Source organism: Cytobacillus kochii (assembly GCF_020171845.1).
GTDB lineage: Bacteria > Bacillota > Bacilli > Bacillales > Cytobacillaceae > Cytobacillus > Cytobacillus kochii.
The window spans coordinates 194,306-212,316 of record NZ_JAIVAM010000004.1; the positions used below are offsets into that span (position 1 = coordinate 194,306).

Genomic DNA, 18,011 nt, shown 5'->3' on the forward strand with positions numbered 1-18,011 from the left:
ATATGTTTACGAGTGACGACCTTAAACCAATGTTAGAACCAAACGCAATAGCTATTATTGGAGCTAGTGGAGACGAAACGAAAATCAGCTATAAACCGATAGCGAATTTAAAAGAGGTAGGCTATCAAGGTGAAGTTTATCTTGTAAATCCAAAATATGAAGAGATATTAGGTTTTCTATGCTATCAGAAGATAGAAGAACTACCTGAATATATTGACTTAGCATTGATTTGTGTAGCAGCTAAAAGTGTATTATCTATTATTAAACAATTACATGCGAAGAAGGTAAAAAGTATATTGATTTTTAGTTCTGGATTTACAGAAATAGGTGGAGAGGGAGAGAAGTTAGAGGAAGAGATAAGGGAGTATTCAAAAGGAAACCATTTGCCGATTTGCGGTCCAAATTCTCTCGGATTATTTAACTTAAATAAACAGATGATTGCTTCCTTTTCCAGTTTAAAAGCATGTGATCCTGCAGCGATTGCATTCGTTACACAAAGCGGAGCAATGGGTTCTTTAACTCATACATTAGCAACTGAAATGGGTATCGGATTTCAAGCTTTTGTATCTAGCGGAAATGAAGGCACGGTTGATTTCTTTGAGTATATTGATTATTTTGCTAAAAGTCCTGACATAAAAGTCATTGGTGGATATTTAGAGGGAGCAAGAAATATAACTAAAATGAATCGTTCAATAAAGGCAAGTCATGAAAATAATAAACCAATAGTATTAATGAAAGTTGGCACGTCAGTTATCGGGGCGGATGCGGCTAGTTCGCATACCGCATCATTAGCAGGAAATGCGAAGATTTATCAATCTTATTTTGCTGCAAACAATGTGGTTCTTGTTGATGATGAGGAAGAATTAATTGATACATTATCACTGTTTAATTATGCTAAAAATATCTCTAAAGACGGAGGGGCGGTTATCGTCACACAATCAGGTGGTGCAGGCATAATGATGGCTGACCAATGTGAACGTAAAGGAATGAAACTTGCCACTTTAAAAGCAGAAACGAAAGAGAGATTATCACAAACTCTTCCAGCTTTTGCTTCTATTAAAAACCCAGTTGATATGACGGCACAAGTGAATCAAAATCCTCAACAAATACTTGATACTCTAACTGTGTTAGTTGAAGCAATTGAAGTGCAATCCATCGTGCTTTATATTCAAATGACGGATCATTTATTTACACCTATTATCGACAAACTTAGTAAGTTGATTAAACAAGCAAATAAGCCCGTTGTTGTTTGTTGGTCTGGTATACAGGAAGAAACAAAAAAGGCGGTCTTTAAGGAAAAAAGTATTCCTTGGATCCCTACACCAACACGGACCATTAATGCCCTTGCACATGTCGTAAATTACTATACGGCAGAAAAGCAAACTTACGGTCAAATGAGAAAAGAAATTCGTAAGCAGACACCCATGATCGTTAATGAAAAACTAAATGAATGGGAAGGGAAGCAACTATTACAATCGATTGGTATAAAAGTGCCTAAAGGTTCTTTTGTTCGTAATCAAGAAGATCTGCATGAGCATAGTCTTTCTTTTCCTCTTGTCTTAAAAGGAGTTTCGAAGGAGATCACTCATAAATCAGACTATCAGTTGGTTCAAACAAAAATCAACAGTCAACAAGAGTTACTTCAATTTTATGAAGGCATGATTAATAGGATAAAGCATCATCATATCGAACATCTTATCGAAGGAATGATGATTGAAGAAATGGCAGATGAAGGAGTTGAGGTGATTATTGGAGCCATTAACGACCCTACATTTGGACCGACAATCATGTTTGGTATCGGTGGGGTATTTACGGAAGTGCTTGAGGATGTTGTTTTCTTGCCTGCACCAATTACAGAGGCTCAAGCGTTACAAATGATTGCTTCTATTAAGGCATTTCCACTTCTAAATGGAGTGAGGGGAAAACCTAAGTCAGATATAAAAGCATTGGCATTAACGATACAATCTTTATCAGAATTTTGTTTATCTCATCAAGGGGAATGGAAAGAAATGGAATTTAATCCAATCCTTGTCCATAAAGAAGGTAAAGGTGTTACAGCGGTTGACGCTGTCATTGTTGGGAAAAAACAAGCAGAGATCTATAGTTGATTCACTTACCCTTATTAATGAGGCAAAGTGCAGGAACCTCATTAATAAGGTGGGTTATATACTTAAATCAAATAGGGCTTCTGTTCAGTTACAAACGATAAAAACTTCTGTATTCCTCCAGCAATTACCGTATCTTGATGGTAAACAAGGTGAGAGTGACGATACAAATGCAAGTCATCACTAATTGGAATGATTTGGAGCTTACCATTTTCAATCTCTTCTTGTACCGAGATACTTGGCAAGAAAGAAATCCCGAGATTAATCTCGATCATTTTTTTCGTTGCATGGATGTCGTTAAGCTCCATTCCTGTTTTCATATCGAAACCATAGGAAGATAGCTTTTGTTCAATTTGTGCCCAGTAGTTTGACTCTTTCCCATAAACGATGAAGGTTTCATCAGCTAAGTCACTTAAATGAGGACTTGGAATATTTGTTAAACGATTGTTAGCTGAGGCAACGAGTACAATGGGATCTTGACCAATATGATGGCTGACTAAATCTTCTTCTATAAACTCTTTTTGAGCGGAACGTGCAATGGCAAAATGCACTTCACGATGATAAAGCATATCGATCATTTTAGGTGTAAAAGCGGTATGTAGTATGATTTCAATTGTAGGATAGGAAATATGAAAGCTTTCTAAAATTTTTGGTAAGATCCAGTAACAAAATGAATCGGAAGTCACTAGAGAGAGGGAACCTTTATACCCTCCTTTATATTGAGTGAGTGATTTTTCGGCTTCTTTTACTAATGAAAGAATTTGTGTGGAATAAGGATAAAGAATCTTTCCGGCATCTGTTAAGCTACCTAATGATTTATTTTTACGATTGAATAATTGCAGCCCTAATTGGTCTTCTAAAGATTTGATTTGAGAGCTAACTGTTGGTTGTGAAATACAAAGTTCCTCAGCAGCTTTAGAAAAGTTATTATGTTTATATACTGATAGAAATACTTCTAATTGTTTAATATCCATTCTAATAACGCTCCTTACATGTTTTCCTGCTCCCACTATTTTACCATATAGATATCAGATGATTTATATCATTCAAAAAACAACTTTTATTTCGTTGACAAAAATTTTTTTTGTATATAAAATTACTGAAAAAAGGATAATGAAGGGGTAGAAAAGATGGATGAGCATGTAAAGAAGGCGAAGAGAAAATATAATGTACCTGCAGTGGACAGTGCATTTAAAATCCTTACATTATTGAGTCGAAAAAAGTTTAGTAAAAGTAACTTAACTGAAATTGCAAATGCCTTATCATTAACCCCAACAACATGTTACCGCATACTGCAAAAGTTAGAAGAGCTATCCGTTGTACGTTATGATCAAAGCTCTAAAAGATATAGTCTTGGCCCCTATTTAGTTGTTTTAGGAGAAAGAGCGAAAGAGAATATTCTAGATTTATCTGTTATTATGCCATACTTGGAAAGATTAACAGAAGAAACTGGATTAACGAGTTTCCTAGTCAATCGAATTGGTGAGAAAAAATCGACCATCATTGCTAAGGTAGAAGCAGAACAATTTGGAATAAATGTATCAGTAGGTAGACATTTCTCAATTGTAGATGGTGCTTATGGTAAGTGTTTGTTAGCTAATCTAAGGCGAGAAGAAGCAAAACGGTTAATTCATTATAATGATGGTCTTCGTCCTTTAACGGAAAACGAAATGAAAGAATTATTAGCAGAGTTAGAAATGATAAAAATAAAGGGATATGCCATTTCATATGGGGAATATATTGATGGTTTAATTGGCATTGCTGCACCGATTTTTAATAATACAAATACAGTGGAGATGTCCATTTCATTAGTCGGCTTAACCAGTCAGTTGCAAGGAGCGGAAGCGGAAAGAATTGGTGAACTAATAAAGGGAATTGCGAATGAAATTACAATTAAATTAGGCGGAGATCGCCCATTAGTCTAATTAGAAAAGACATTATTATTCAATCAGAAAATAGGGAGTAATAATGTCTTTTTTGCAGAAAATCGAATGTAGTTAAATAATCTTAATTTTCTAATTTTTTATTGACAAAAAAATTTTTAATATATAAAATCTTAATTAATATCATATTTTTGAAATGGAGGTAGTTTCATGGATTTAAAGAATAAAGTAGCGATAGTTACTGGCGCTGGGAAGGGAATCGGTAGAGAGATTAGTCTTTTATTAGCTCAACATGGCGCCCAAATAGTCGTTGGTGACTTGAATGTAGAAGCATGTGAATCTGTCGTGAATGAAATTGAAAAGGTTGGATCAAGGGGATTAGCAGTTAAAGTAGATGTTGCCAAAAAAGAAAGTGTTGACGAGCTTTTCTCCAAGATAATTAGTCATTTTGGTGATATAGATGTGCTTGTTAATAATGCAGGAATTACACGTGATGCAATGCTTCATAAAATGACAGAAGAGCAATTTGACCAAGTGATTCAAGTACATATGAAAGGGACATTCTTATGTATGCAAGCTGCGGCACTTCATATGAGAAAACAAGAGAAGGGGAAGATTGTTAATATCTCATCCATTGCCGGTAAGGTTGGTAATATGGGGCAAGTGAATTATGCTGGCGCTAAGGCAGGAATTGTTGGCATGACGAAAGCTGCAGCAAAAGAATTAGCTAAATTCCAGGTCAATGTGAACGCCATTCAACCTGGTTTTATTGAAACAGATATGACCAAAGCCATTCCTGACAAGTTAAAGGAGTTGAAAATAGCAGAAATACCGATGCAAAAAGTAGGTCAACCGCTTGATATCGCTAAAGCTGCCGTTTTCTTAAGTTCTAATTATGCTGACTATATCACTGGGAACGTAATTGAAGTAACTGGTGGCAGATATATGTAAGCGATTGCAAAACATGAAAAATATATCGATTCATTTTTAATCTCTCTTCTCAAATCTACAAAATGATCTAACAACATCCTCAACCAAGATACATCCTGAAATACTCGCTGTTAACTTCTTTGTAAAAGACCAAACCCAATAAAAACATATGTATACCAATCTATTAGGTATGTATGACTGCTTTCATAAGGATTTCTAAAAATAAATGCATAGATGGAGGGTTATCATGTCAATTAAAAACGCTGCTGCCATTGTCGGAGTAGGTGATGTTGAGCTTGAGGAAGGAAAAGTAAAAGACGGTTTATCTGTCTTACAAATTCAAGCAATCGCAGCAAAACGAGCACTAGATGATGCAGGTTTAACAAAGTCTGATGTAGACGGTCTGTTTGTTGCTGGTCTATGGGGAGTACCTGGTGTTGGTACATTTCCTTCTGTTGTAATGGGAGAATATTTAGGGATTGAGCCAAACTATACAGATTCTACACAGATAGGCGGTTCTTCATTTGAAGCTCATATTGGCCATGCTGCAGCTGCCATTCAAGCAGGGCTTTGTGAAGTAGCATTAATTTTATATGGAAGTACACAGAAGTCAGAGAGATCGCGATCTTTAGCAGGAAGACCACCTACGTTTACTGCACAATATGAAACACCTTTTGGCTTACCTTCACCAGCTGGTGCATACGCAATGGCGGCAAATCGCCACATGCATCAATACGGAACAACGAATGAAGACTTAGCAGAAATAGCAGTAGCAACAAGAAAGTGGGCTCAATTAAATCCATATGCGACAAAAAGGGATACGATATCCATTGAGGATGTTCTGCAATCGCCAATGATTACTGATCCTCTTCATATACTAGATTGCTGTCTTGTAACAGACGGAGCAGGGGCAGTAGTGCTTGTATCACCCGAACGGGCAAAGGATTGCCGGAAAAAACCGGTCTGGATCCTTGGTCAAGGGGAGGCACATAGTCATTGGTCTATTCAGGCGATGCCTGACTTAACCATGACATCTGCTGCGCAGTCAGGTAAACGCGCGTTTGAGATGGCCGGAGTTGGCCATGATGACATTGATTTCGTTGAAATCTATGACTCTTTCACGATCACGGTGTTGCTCACATTAGAATCTTTAGGCTTTTGTAAACGTGGTGAAGGTGGCGATTTTGTGAAAAATCAACGTACAGCTCCAGGCGGTGATTTTCCGATGAATACGAACGGCGGGGGCCTTTCATATGCCCATCCAGGTATGTACGGGATTTTTTTAATTATTGAAGCGGTTAGGCAACTAAGAGGTGAGTGTGGAGAGAGACAAGTGAAAGAAGCAAAAATAGGACTTGTAAATGGAACAGGGGGAACACTTTCCTCAACATCAGTCGTCATTTTAGGGAGGGACTAAACAGATGGATAAGATAATGAAGCCATTACCAATTATTGATAATGATTCGAAGTTTTTTTGGGAAGGGTGTGAAAAAGAAAAATTATTCATACAACAATGTCAAAGTTGCTCTTTGCATATCTTTTACCCACGTATTCTATGTCCTCACTGTGGAGAGGAAAACGTTACTTGGGTAGAAGCAAGCGGAGAAGGGACGATCTATTCTTATACAATTGCGCGAAGGGCTGGTGGCCCTGCGTTTAAAGAAGATTTGCCGTATTGTGTTGCCCTCATCGATCTAAAAGAAGGGGTTAGGATGATGACGAACATTATTGATACGGATATGGAAGCAATTCATTGCAATCAACAAGTAAAAGTCGTCTTTCAAAAAGTCGGAGAGATGACGCTACCCATGTTTACGCCTGTATAACTTTGTTTTCATTGGCCATATCTGGATGGGAGGTTATTACATGAATAAAGGGAATAAAATGCTTCCATTAGTACTGCTGCTATTACTATGTTTTCTTTTAGCTGGATGTAACTCTGCTCCTCAAGCTTCGTTGCTCGCAGATGAATCGGGCCTAGCTGAGCAAATGACGTGGAGTGTATATGATGTAGGCTCTGGTGGTTATGCAGAAATGTCGGCTATTGCGAATGTGTTGACAGAAAAATATGATACAAAGGTGAGAATGCTTCCATCTGCAAGTGGTGTTGGAAGAATGGTGCCTTTAAGGCGTGAAATTGCTTCTGTAGGCAAAGTGGGAGATGAAATTCAACTGGCATTCGAAGGAAAGGAAGAATTCACTTCAAAAAAATGGGGACCGCAAAATGTTCGAGCTTATTGGGCACCCATTAGTCAATTCGGATTTGCTGTAAGAGAAAACTCAGATATACAAACTCTCAAAGATCTAAGGGGAAAGAAAATTCCAATAATAGCTGGAAACACTTCCGTCAATTTAAAAAATGAAGCAATGCTTGCTTTCGCCGGCTTAACTTGGAATGATGTGGAGCCAGTAAAAATCACTTCCTATTCAGGACAAGGAGAAGCGCTTATCCAAGGGCAAATTGATGTTGCCGGTATTAATCCGACTGCATCTACAATGTTTGAAGCCCATAGTAAAGGTGGAATTCGTTGGTTAGAAATGGATAAAGATGACAACGGGGGATGGGCAAGAGTTGAGGAAGTGGCTGCGTGGTTATTTCCTATTAATACAAAACAAGGAGCAGGTATGGACACAGGTATGGATGTCATGGGACATGGCTATTTAATTGGTGGATACGCAGATCAAAGTGAAGAGGCAGTTTATCAGTTTATTAAATCGTTAAATGATTCTTTCCATTTATATGGCGATGCCCTACCTAATCTAGCTCTATATAGTAAGGATGAAGTCTTAACAGAGCCAAAAGGAATTCCGTTTCATGAGGGCACAATTCGTTTCTTTAAAGAAGAAGGCTTATGGAGTGAAGAAAAACAACAAAAAAATGATCAATTAATAGAACGGTACGAAGCGTTAAATGAAGTATGGGAAAAAACGGTTGCCTACGCTGAAAAAGAAGAATTAACAGATGAGGAATTTGAAGCGCTCTGGTTACAGGAACGGGAATCTGTAAATTAGAAATGAGAGAATCATAACCATCCATTCTGATAAATGTGAGGTGAGGTTAGTCTATGGTGCAATCACGTTTAAACACTTTTTGGAAAACGATTATTATTAGCTCCACTTTAATAGGCATTTTCTTATCTGTAAACATGTTATTCTATCTTGAATTATTTGGCATAAATCCGATTCAAAATGCTTACATGATTTTATTATTAGCCTGTTTTCTCCCTTGTGCCTATCTTATGTTTCCCGGAAAGAAAACGGATCTTTCGATTAAATGGTATGATATCGCCTGTTTTTTATTATCCATGATCATTGCTATAGCCATTGGTTTGAATGGTGAACGAATTATTATTGAGGGATGGGATTGGGAGGCTCCAGTTTTACCGACCATTGCAAGTATTCTTCTATGGGGGTTAATTATTGAAGCTTTAAGAAGAACAGCCGGTCTTGTTTTAGCGATGATCTGTCTAGTAATCTCACTGTATCCTCTTATTGCTGGAATTATACCGATAGAATTGCTCCAAGGACAGTCTTATGATTTTCTTACGTTAGCGAGAAATCACATCATGAGTTCTAATAGCGTGTTTGGTATTGCTTATACAACGATTGGGAATTTATTACTAGGATTTTTAGTATTTGGTGTAGTCATTACGAAAACTGGTGGTGGTGACTTTTTCTTCAACCTCGCTCTTTCTATCTTTGGCAGAACAAGGGGGGGCTCTGCGAAGGTTGCCGTTGTAGGGAGTGCATTTTTTGGCATGTTGAGTGGTAGTGCCGTTTCGAATGCAGTGACAATAGGAGCAATGACCATACCGGCAATGAAGAAAACAGGCTATAAACCCCATTATGCAGCAGCTATTGAAGCGACAGCGTCTACAGGTGGTACCATTACGCCACCGATTATGGGTTCGGCAGCCTTTATCATGGCCTCTTTTTTAGCGGTCCCTTATTATGAAATCGCTTTAGCAGCTGCAGTCCCAGCATTTCTTTATTATCTTGGCTTATTTATTCAAATTGATGGATATGCTGCCAAAAATGGATTGAAAGGGATGTCTGCTAAGGAAATACCCTCATTCTGGAAAACGTTAAAAGAGGGTTGGTATTATATCTTTTCAATCGTAGTCATGATTTTCTTCTTAGCAGTACTTAACTCAGAAGGGCAAGCACCTTATTATGCGAGTGCTGTATTGTTAATCATTGCCATGATAAAGAAATCAACGAGGATGTCAGCTAAAGATCTAGCGAATATGGTTGTGAATATAGGAAAGGTCTTAACTGATATCGTTGTTATTATTGCTGGGGTAGGCTTTATTGTTGGTGCGTTGTCTGCTACAGGTGTATCGTTTTCATTTTCTCGTGAATTAGTGGCTGCTGCTGGAGATAATACTTTCTTAATCTTAATAGGTGGAGCACTTACCTGCTTTATTTTAGGGATGGGTATGACTGTATCCGCTGTATATGTATTTTTAGCAGTTATTATGGCACCGGCACTTGTGGCAGTTGGTGTGGATCCAATAGCAGCACATTTATACGTTGTTTATTGGGCAACTGTCTCCTATATTACGCCACCAGTAGCATTAGCTGCCTTTTCGACAGCAAGTATAGCAGGAGCAAGTCCGATGAAAACAGCTTTTCAATCTGTCCAGTTAGGGTCAGTAAAGTTTATTGTCCCATTCTTCATGATTTATAATCCTGCCATATTGATTGGTCGTGGAGATCCGTGGGATACGGTCCTTAGTATAGTTGTTGCAGTCATAGGGATTGCTTGCATTTCCTTTGCTCTGGAAGGCTATTTTGTGGGAGCTGGCATTTTAGTTATGGCAGAGCGAATCATTTTATTTGTTGCTGGTCTGATGATGTTTGTCCCAATGTGGTCATTTATTATCGCTGGAACCGTGATAGCTGTCTGTCTTTATGTACTTAAATGGCGAAGAAAAAGAAGTAAATATAATCAAGGCAATGAACTGGAGGTATAACGAATGGATAAAAATGAAGCGATACAAAAATTTCTTCACCCAGAATCAATCGCCATTGTAGGCGTATCAAAAGATTTCACATCCATTAGTGGTAAACCGATCAAAAACCTTATTCAGCATCAATATAAAGGGAATATTTATCCTGTAAACCCTAAATATGAAGAAATTGGTGGTTATAAGTGTTACCCTTCTTTAGTTGAAATTCCTGACTCCGTTGATGTCGCATTAATAGCTGTTTCAGCTAAAAGAATGTTATCCATCATCGATCAATGTAAACAAAAAGCAATTAGAAGTATCGTTCTTTTTGGCTCAGGTTTTGCAGAAATAGGAGAAGAAGGTTCAAATCTACAGAATGAAGTGTTAGAAAAGGCGAAGGAAGCGAATATTCATATTCTTGGCCCCAACTGTGTCGGCTTATTAAATGTTCATTTATCACTACCAATGGGGTTTGCTACCTCGTTTGAAACAGATCGGCCATTTATTTCTGGACCAGTAGGGTTTGCTTCTCAAAGTGGAGCGATTGGCTTTTCATTATTCGGGATGGCACAAGAAGAGAATATAGGATTTTCCTATGTGGTGAATACGGGAAATCAGATGGATATTACGACACTTGATGTCATGAGTTATATGGTAAAGGATGAGCAAACATCAATCATTACTGGTTATTTAGAAAGTATTCCAGACGGAGAACAATTCATTCGATTAGCGAAAGCCGCAAAAGAAAAAGATAAACCACTCATCATGTTGAAAGCTGGAAGGTCAAAATTAGGACAGAAAGCGGCTTTATCGCATACAGCCTCAATGACTGGTTCTGACGAAACGTATCAAGCAATCGCCAAACAATATGGCATTATTACAGTGAATGATATTGATGATTTAATCACAACAGTCAAAGTCTTTTTAAATCACAAAAGGGCAGCTGGAAATAGAGTGGTAACGATTTCTAATTCTGGAGCTGCAGGTATTGCAATGGCTGATTATAGTGAAGATTTGCAGCTTAATATGATTACGTTGGCTGAAGAAACGAAGAGAAAAGTGGCAGATTTAATCCCTACTTACGGATCTGCAATGAATCCGATTGATGTGACTGCGCAAAGTTTAAAAGAACAACATATTCTAACCGATACATTGAAAATTTTATTAGAAGATACAACAATAGACAGCATTGTTTTTCAAACGACATTTGGAGGCGAATTAGGCTTTAATATTTGCAAAGCAATAGCGGAAATAGACGCGAAAACAGATAAACCGATACTCGTGACGATTACTGGTACAGATGAATTAACGGGAAAAGGAAGAAGATATTTACAACAAAATAAAATACCAGTATATAAAACATCTTATGAAACGATGGTCGCACTAAGTTTACTAGTACAATATTCAACAAAGACTGTTAATGATGTTCAGGTAGCTGGTGAAAACATTTATCATCGTGATGAAATTAAAGAACGAATTTGGACAGAAGTAAAGGTTAAACATTTATTAACAAGCTTTGGCATCCGTACACCTAAAGGAGTACTCATCAATAAGGTAGATGAGATAGAGACTATGAAAGTAGATTGGGATATTCCTAAGGTGTGCAAAGTCATTTCTTCCGATATTCTTCATAAAACGGATGCAGGTGGTGTTATTGTTAATATACAGAATGAACAAGAATTAGCGTTAGCGGTTAAGGAGATAACAGAAAGTGTAAAGAAATATGATAAAGAAGCACAGATAGATGGCTTTCTTGTGGAAGAGATGGTTAAGCAAGAAGGTGTAGAATTTTTCATTGGCGTGAAAGAGGATCCTCAATTTGGTGCGATTATTGTCTGTGGGCTAGGAGGAATATTTATTGAAGTATTTAAAGATGTATCGCTAAGAAAAGCTCCAGTCAGTGAGGAAGACGCAATTGAGATGCTAATGGAATTAAAAGGTTATGCCGTTTTGCAAGGAGTTAGGGGAAAAGGCAGTCATGACATTCAGGCATTAGCTCGAGCGATAGAGAAGATATCCCATTTTGCTGCTAATCAAAATGGTAGATTAAAAGAGATGGATATCAACCCTCTTCTTGTGCTTGAAGAGGGAGAAGGTGTGCTTGCCCTAGATGGTGTCATCGTTTGGGATGAAAAAATTGATCATTTAATAGAATCCTTATGAATGGAGAAGTCTCTATTATGAAGAATGAATACTTACAATGGCTAGAAAAGGAGTTTAATACATCTCCTTATTGGCAGCTCCTTGGTATTACAATGGATGAATTGGAAGCAGGGAGAGCGCGCATTAAGATGTCGGTAAAAAAACAACATTTAAACTCTAATGGTGTGGTTCATGGAGGCGCAACCGCCTCCTTATTGGATTCGGTTATAGGTGTCACTATTCGGTCAATGAAAGATGTTAAAGTGGCGACGATTTCATTAACAACTCAATTTCTCGCACCTGTTAAAGAAGGGATCTTGTATGCAGAAGCGAAAATGATACATGAAGGAAGAAGAATCCAATATGTTGAGTCTATTCTTACTCAGGAAGATGGAAGTGTTGTTGCTAAAGCGCTAGGTACCTTTTCTATTAAACAGCGGATAAGTTAGGAGGGGGATTTATGGATGAGTCTATTAAAGTACTTCAACCGGAACCGATAAAAGGTGGCATGCCAGAACCGACAGAAATAAATTATTTCTTATCAGATCCCCATATTCATTTTTTATTAGCACACTATGTAAACGATGATTATCAATTATTTAAAGCTAAGTTAATTGAGTTAGGGGATAGAGCAAATAATGAGATCGATCCGCTTTCGAGAGAGGCGGACAGACATCCGCCAACATTAACAATGTATGATAAGCGTGGGCAACGAATAAATGATGTTAATTATCATTCATCCTATTCACGTCTCGAGGAAATCGGTTATGAAGAATTCGGATTGGTTGCCATGAGTCATCGCAGCGGTGTCATGGGGGCTGAAACGGCTTTTAATAAAGTGATGAAATACACTTTTTGGTATGTATTTGCTCAAGCTGAATTTGGTTTATGTTGTCCGATGAGTATGACAGACTCAGCGGCGAAGATTTTGGAGGATTATGGAAGTGTGAAACTAAAGACAGAATACTTACCCCAATTAATTAGTACGGAGAGTAATAGAATGACCGCTGCTCAATTTATGACAGAAAAGCAAGGCGGTTCGGATGTTGGTGCCAATTCAGTCAGAGCAGAAGCTAATGGAGATTCATGGTTAATCACGGGGGATAAATGGTTTTGTTCAAATGTTAGTGCTGATGTAGCACTTGTATTAGCGAGACCAACAGGTGCAAAAGAAGGAACAAAAGGGTTGGCCATGTTCTTAGTACCAAGAATCTTGCCTAGTGGAGAAAGAAATCATTATACGATCAATAAATTAAAAGATAAATTAGGGACAAAAGGAATGGCTTCAGGAGAAGTAACTTTTAAGCGGGCGACTGGTTACTTAGTTGGGGAACTTGATCATGGGTTTAAACAAATGATGTCAATGGTCAACGCTTCAAGGTTATCAAATAGTGTCCGTTCTACAGGTCTCATCAGGCGCTCTTATTTAGAAGCCTTATACACAACTAGAGGACGCATCGCATTTAAAAAACCATTAGCCAAACTTCCTCTCATGCAGAAACAATTATTTGAAATGATGCTAACATCGGAAGTGGCGACATCCATGTCACTATACACGGCACATACCTTTGATTTGACCGAAACTAAAAAGGATGAGAAAGCAAAAACGATGCTAAGATTGTTAACACCTTTGTTAAAAGGTGTAATATGCAAACAAGCAAGAGTGATTGCAGGTGAATCAATGGAAATGAGAGGCGGCAATGGATATATTGAAGAATGGGCAAATGCTAAACTTGTACGTGATGCTCATTTAGGGTCAATATGGGAAGGTACGACGAATATTGTTGCGCTGGATGTTTTAAGAGCAATTACAAAAAATAAGGCAAATACTGTGTTAATACAAACAATGAAAACGATTTTAAATGAAGTGACGTTTGTTGATTTTATCCCATTGAGAAAGAAGTTATTAACTAATATGCATCTATTAGAGGAAGATCTTAATCTAATAGGGCAAGTTAGCCCTACAGAAGTAGAAATGGAAGCTATTTCTATCATGCATCGCATTTATTTTTTATTAGCGAATTGCTTATTGTTGAAAGAAGCTGAAATTGAAACAAAGGAAACAAGCAGTTATAGAAAATATTTTAATGCTTGTTATTATTATCATCTGCATATCCAAAATAGTAAAAGTCGGTGTTTTCACCAAAGTGTATGGCAATGGGGAGAAGATGTTATCAATTGGGTGACTATCCCCAAATCAGCGATCTCTCATTTTAATGAGCAATTAAGTAAATAGAAAATTCTAAAAAATATTGCAATTGAAAATTGGATACAGTATCCTATAGATAACCATTTTTATAAGTAGGGTGAAGACGAACGACAACTTGTGAGAAAAAACGAGAAGCTTCGTTGTTTTCCCCCCTAGCAAACCATTAAAACATCACTTAAAGGAAAATGTTACTATGCATTTCCACAAAGAACATCTACGAACATTTGGCGAAAAATGAGCAGGTATTCGTCTCCATTTCTTTAATGAATCATACTAAACCAACAAGAATATTAAGGGCAACTATGTCAATGATTGAGTATGAATTAAATGCTCTTTTTACAGCAAAAAAGGAGGATATAAATGAAAGTTGAGACATATGAAACGATTGACCTAAAAAAAACCCATCATAATCAAATTGCTATCTTACGTTTAAACCGTCCACAATCAATGAATGCATTGAACACTAGAATGGCAAGTGAGATTGTATCAAGTTTAGAAACCTTAAAATATGATCCAGATTTACGTGTCATTATTTTAACTGCAGAGGGGGATAAAAGCTTTTGTGTTGGAGCTGATTTAAAAGAGCGAAACGGAATGAGCCAAAGTGACTGGAAAAAACAACATGATATTTTTGAAAGAGTGACAGAATTAATTCGTGAGTTTCCTTTTCCCATTATTTGTGCTGTAAATGGTTATGCGCTAGGCGGAGGTATGGAGATTGCATTAAGCTGTGATATGCGCACAGCAAATGAAAACGCTTCATTCGGTTTGCCTGAAGCGAAACTCGGTCTCATACCAGGGATAGGTGGTACACAAATGGCCGTAAGAGTATTACCACTTGCAATAGCTAAAGAAATTTTATTTACAGGTAAAAGAATCAGTGCTACAGAAGCTGAGAAATATGGACTCGTGAATAAAGTTTGTCGAGAAGAAAACTTATTAGAAGAGACAATTAAGTTGGCATCAGAAATTGCAGAGAACGCGCCACTTTCATTAAAGGCATTAAAGAAAGTTGTTAATAAAGGAGCAGATTCCGATTTATCTACGGGAATCGCACTAGAATTAGAAGCATATTATCGTTGTGCTAATTCTAACGATCGTCTAGAAGGAATTTATGCTTTTAATGAAAAAAGAAAACCACAATGGCAAGGAAAATAAAGGAGGGTAAAAATGGCACAGACGAAAGTCAATACTGAACATGACATGATTAGGAAAAGTGTGAAAAGTTTATGTGAGAGATTTCCGGAAACGTATTGGCAAGAAACGGATGAAAGGGGAGAATATCCAACAAGTTTCGTTCAAGCCTTAACAGATGAGGGGTGGCTTTCAGTTCTTATTCCAGAACAATATGGCGGAGCTGGTTTGGGAATGACAGAAGCGAGTATTGTATTAGAAGAAATTAATCGCTCAGGCGGGAATGCGGGTGCTTGCCACGCACAGATGTATACAATGGGTGCAATATTAAGGCATGGTAGTGAAGAACAAAAACAGAGATTTCTCCCAAAAATAGCCAGTGGTGAAGCAAGACTCCAGGCATTTGGAATTACGGAACCAACAGCTGGCAGTGATACAACTAGTATTGAAACTTTTGCCCACAAAGAGGGAGATAAATATATAGTTAACGGACAAAAAATTTGGACATCTAGAGCTGAGCATTCTGATTTGATGCTACTTCTAGCAAGAACAACACCAAAAGAAGCTGTAGCGAAGAAAACTGATGGCTTAAGTTTATTCATACTAGATATGAAAGAACAACACGATAAAATAACCATTCGTCCGATTGATACAATGATTAATCATGCGACAACAGAAGTATTCTTTGAAAATGCGGAAATTCCAGTAGAAAACTTAATTGGCGAAGAAGGTAAAGGGTTTAAATATGTTCTTAGTGGAATGAATGCGGAGAGAATATTAATTGCCTCAGAATCTGTTGGAGATGGCTTATACTTTATAGATCGCTCAGTACAGTATGCTAATGAACGTGTAGTATTCAATCGTCCTATTGGAAAGAATCAAGGTGTACAATTTCCGATTGCTAAGGCATTTATGGAAATAGAAGCCGCAAAGCTAATGAGAGATAGGGCGGCTGATTTATTTGATGAGGGAGTCAATTGCGGTGCAGAAGCAAATATGGCTAAATACCTTACTTCCGAAGCGACATGGAATGCAGCAAATGCGGCAATGGATACTTACGGTGGCTATGGTTTTGCTAAAGAATATAATATTGAACGGAAATTTAGAGAAGCGAGATTATTTAAGGTTGCCCCAATTGCCAATAATTTAGTATTAAGCTTTGTCGGACAGCATGTATTAGGATTACCAAGGTCTTATTAACTTGTACCATTTCTTTTACTACAGGGAGGGATAAGGATGACGGGACCTTTAGCAGGCATGAGAGTCATTGATGTCACAACCAATATTTCCGGTCCAACTTTGACAATGATTCTAGCGGACTTAGGTGCGGAAATTATTAAAATTGAACGTCCGGGTACGGGAGATGACGCCAGGGGGATGGGGCCATTTATGAGTGGTGAAGGCGTATATTTTCTCCATATTAATCGCAATAAAGAGTCGGTTGTCATCGACCTTAAGAAACAAGATGGGAAACAAATCGTATATGATCTTGTCAAATCGGCAGATATATTCGTTGAGAACTTCCGGCAGGGAAAAGCTGAGCAAATGGGATTAGGTTATGCTAAATTGAAAGCAATAAACAATCAAATCATCTATTGCTCATTATCAGCATATGGCCAAAGTGGGCCGCAAAAATTGCAACCGGGCTATGATGCTATTGCTCAAGCTGAAACAGGCATCATGGGCATCAATGGAGCCAAAGACGCTGAATTAGCGAGAGTACCTGTCTCTATTTTAGATCAAGGAAGTGCAATGTGGGGTGCAATTGGTATTCTATCTGCACTTTTGCATCGAAAGCATACAGGTGAAGGGCAATTTGTTTCTACTTCTTTATATGAAACCGGTTTATTTTGGAGTAGTTATCATATGCTTTCCTTTTTAGCGACAGGAGAAGAACCTCAGAAAAACGGCTCTGGTCACACGGCATTTGCTCCTTATGGTGCTTACTTGGCAAGTGATACGTATATCATGATTGGCATTTCCAATCAATCGCTATTTGAAAGATTATGTCGGGTTTTAAATAGTATGGAGTGGCTATCAGATCAGCGATTTTTAGATAATAAAAATCGTGTGGAAAACCAATACATCTTAAAAGAAAACATAGAACTGATACTTCAAAGGGAAACGGCTGATTATTGGGTGACGGAATTAAGCGCGGCAGGGATCCCAAGTTCCAAAGTAAAAAAAATATCGGAAGTCATTGATGCAAAACAGACAGAAGCCCTTGGCATGTGGCAACAAGTAACACATGATACAATTGAAGATTTACGTCTACCAAGACTACCTTTTCATCTAAGTAAATCTACACCTGAGGTGAAAATGGCATCGCCAAAACTAGGGGAAAATACTGATTGTGTCCTACAATCATTAGGCTATACGCAAGAAAGAATAGCAGAGCTTTCAACTAGCCAAGTTATTGGAGCTTATGAAAAAAAACTGAAAAACAGATAAACCATTTATGAGCTCTTCTATTATTGTGGTAAGACATTTATAGGAGAGCTTTTCTTGTGGTTCAACTAACGCGTAAATAGTACAACTGTTTTTCATCTACAATATCAAAAAGTTGAAGAAAAGATTTGTTTGATGAATATTACATATGAAGTGGGGATATTTTCATCAACTACGATAAATAATTCTTTTCATGAGAAAGATATCT

General features: G+C 37.6%; 14 protein-coding genes. 13 read left to right on the forward strand and 1 reads right to left on the reverse strand.

Annotated features, from left to right (window positions below; all coding sequences use genetic code 11):
- The first annotated feature begins 2 nt into the window (after positions 1-2).
- Positions 3-2,108, forward strand: coding sequence for an acetate--CoA ligase family protein (locus LCM23_RS07480; protein WP_224936374.1), 2,106 nt, complete (start codon positions 3-5; stop codon positions 2,106-2,108).
- Positions 2,109-2,170: 62 nt separating this feature from the next.
- On the opposite strand, the gene LCM23_RS07485 is transcribed toward LCM23_RS07480, so the two are convergent.
- Complete coding sequence (locus LCM23_RS07485) at positions 2,171-3,079, reverse strand: LysR family transcriptional regulator (protein ID WP_224936375.1); 909 nt, start codon at positions 3,077-3,079, stop codon at positions 2,171-2,173.
- A 156-nt stretch (positions 3,080-3,235) separates the two neighbouring features.
- On the opposite strand from LCM23_RS07485, the gene LCM23_RS07490 reads away from it, so the two are divergent.
- The 12 genes from LCM23_RS07490 (at position 3,236) to LCM23_RS07545 (ending at position 17,806) form a co-directional block, all read left to right on the forward strand.
- Positions 3,236-4,030, forward strand: a complete 795-nt coding sequence (locus LCM23_RS07490) for an IclR family transcriptional regulator (RefSeq protein ID WP_224936376.1) — start codon at positions 3,236-3,238, stop codon at positions 4,028-4,030.
- A gap of 168 nt (positions 4,031-4,198) precedes the next feature.
- Positions 4,199-4,939 carry a 3-oxoacyl-ACP reductase FabG gene (gene fabG / locus LCM23_RS07495; protein WP_224936377.1) on the forward strand — a complete coding sequence of 247 codons (741 nt, stop codon included), beginning with the start codon at positions 4,199-4,201 and terminating at the stop codon, positions 4,937-4,939.
- Between the two features lie 226 nt (positions 4,940-5,165).
- Positions 5,166-6,335 carry an acetyl-CoA acetyltransferase gene (locus LCM23_RS07500; RefSeq protein WP_224936378.1) on the forward strand — a complete coding sequence of 390 codons (1,170 nt, stop codon included), beginning with the start codon at positions 5,166-5,168 and terminating at the stop codon, positions 6,333-6,335.
- 4 nt (positions 6,336-6,339) lie between these two features.
- Positions 6,340-6,744: a Zn-ribbon domain-containing OB-fold protein gene (locus LCM23_RS07505; protein ID WP_224936379.1), complete on the forward strand. Its 405-nt coding sequence runs from the start codon at positions 6,340-6,342 to the stop codon at positions 6,742-6,744.
- Between the two features lie 40 nt (positions 6,745-6,784).
- Positions 6,785-7,930, forward strand: a complete 1,146-nt coding sequence (locus LCM23_RS07510; protein WP_224936380.1) for a TAXI family TRAP transporter solute-binding subunit — start codon at positions 6,785-6,787, stop codon at positions 7,928-7,930.
- Positions 7,931-7,983: 53 nt separating this feature from the next.
- A complete protein-coding gene (locus tag LCM23_RS07515) occupies positions 7,984-9,894 on the forward strand; it encodes a TRAP transporter permease (protein WP_224936381.1) in 1,911 nt (636 codons plus the stop codon).
- A gap of 3 nt (positions 9,895-9,897) precedes the next feature.
- Positions 9,898-12,033: an acetate--CoA ligase family protein gene (locus LCM23_RS07520; RefSeq protein WP_224936382.1), complete on the forward strand. Its 2,136-nt coding sequence runs from the start codon at positions 9,898-9,900 to the stop codon at positions 12,031-12,033.
- Positions 12,034-12,050: 17 nt separating this feature from the next.
- Entirely contained in the window at positions 12,051-12,461 is a 411-nt protein-coding gene (locus tag LCM23_RS07525; RefSeq protein ID WP_224936383.1) for a PaaI family thioesterase, read from the forward strand.
- Between the two features lie 11 nt (positions 12,462-12,472).
- Complete coding sequence (locus tag LCM23_RS07530) at positions 12,473-14,248, forward strand: acyl-CoA dehydrogenase family protein (RefSeq protein WP_224936384.1); 1,776 nt, start codon at positions 12,473-12,475, stop codon at positions 14,246-14,248.
- Between the two features lie 333 nt (positions 14,249-14,581).
- A complete protein-coding gene (locus LCM23_RS07535; RefSeq protein ID WP_224936385.1) occupies positions 14,582-15,379 on the forward strand; it encodes an enoyl-CoA hydratase/isomerase family protein in 798 nt (265 codons plus the stop codon).
- Between the two features lie 12 nt (positions 15,380-15,391).
- The gene (locus LCM23_RS07540) at positions 15,392-16,555 is read left to right on the forward strand and encodes an acyl-CoA dehydrogenase family protein (protein WP_224936386.1); all 1,164 of its coding nucleotides are present in this window, start codon (positions 15,392-15,394) and stop codon (positions 16,553-16,555) included.
- A 36-nt stretch (positions 16,556-16,591) separates the two neighbouring features.
- Positions 16,592-17,806 carry a CaiB/BaiF CoA transferase family protein gene (locus tag LCM23_RS07545; protein ID WP_224936387.1) on the forward strand — a complete coding sequence of 405 codons (1,215 nt, stop codon included), beginning with the start codon at positions 16,592-16,594 and terminating at the stop codon, positions 17,804-17,806.
- Positions 17,807-18,011: the final 205 nt, after the last annotated feature.

What these genes read in the sequence shown, in the direction of transcription:
- LCM23_RS07515 (WP_224936381.1), top strand. Translation starts at nt 7,984, where the DNA reads ATGGTGCAATCACGTTTAAACACTTTTTGGAAAACGATTATTATTAGC.
- LCM23_RS07540 (WP_224936386.1), top strand. Translation starts at nt 15,392, where the DNA reads ATGGCACAGACGAAAGTCAATACTGAACATGACATGATTAGGAAAAGT.
- fabG (WP_224936377.1), top strand. Translation starts at nt 4,199, where the DNA reads ATGGATTTAAAGAATAAAGTAGCGATAGTTACTGGCGCTGGGAAGGGA.
- LCM23_RS07535 (WP_224936385.1), top strand. Translation starts at nt 14,582, where the DNA reads ATGAAAGTTGAGACATATGAAACGATTGACCTAAAAAAAACCCATCAT.
- LCM23_RS07500 (WP_224936378.1), top strand. Translation starts at nt 5,166, where the DNA reads ATGTCAATTAAAAACGCTGCTGCCATTGTCGGAGTAGGTGATGTTGAG.
- LCM23_RS07510 (WP_224936380.1), top strand. Translation starts at nt 6,785, where the DNA reads ATGAATAAAGGGAATAAAATGCTTCCATTAGTACTGCTGCTATTACTA.
- LCM23_RS07485 (WP_224936375.1), bottom strand. Translation starts at nt 3,079, where the DNA reads ATGGATATTAAACAATTAGAAGTATTTCTATCAGTATATAAACATAAT.
- LCM23_RS07525 (WP_224936383.1), top strand. Translation starts at nt 12,051, where the DNA reads ATGAAGAATGAATACTTACAATGGCTAGAAAAGGAGTTTAATACATCT.
- LCM23_RS07530 (WP_224936384.1), top strand. Translation starts at nt 12,473, where the DNA reads ATGGATGAGTCTATTAAAGTACTTCAACCGGAACCGATAAAAGGTGGC.
- LCM23_RS07505 (WP_224936379.1), top strand. Translation starts at nt 6,340, where the DNA reads ATGGATAAGATAATGAAGCCATTACCAATTATTGATAATGATTCGAAG.
- LCM23_RS07520 (WP_224936382.1), top strand. Translation starts at nt 9,898, where the DNA reads ATGGATAAAAATGAAGCGATACAAAAATTTCTTCACCCAGAATCAATC.
- LCM23_RS07545 (WP_224936387.1), top strand. Translation starts at nt 16,592, where the DNA reads ATGACGGGACCTTTAGCAGGCATGAGAGTCATTGATGTCACAACCAAT.
- LCM23_RS07490 (WP_224936376.1), top strand. Translation starts at nt 3,236, where the DNA reads ATGGATGAGCATGTAAAGAAGGCGAAGAGAAAATATAATGTACCTGCA.
- LCM23_RS07480 (WP_224936374.1), top strand. Translation starts at nt 3, where the DNA reads ATGTTTACGAGTGACGACCTTAAACCAATGTTAGAACCAAACGCAATA.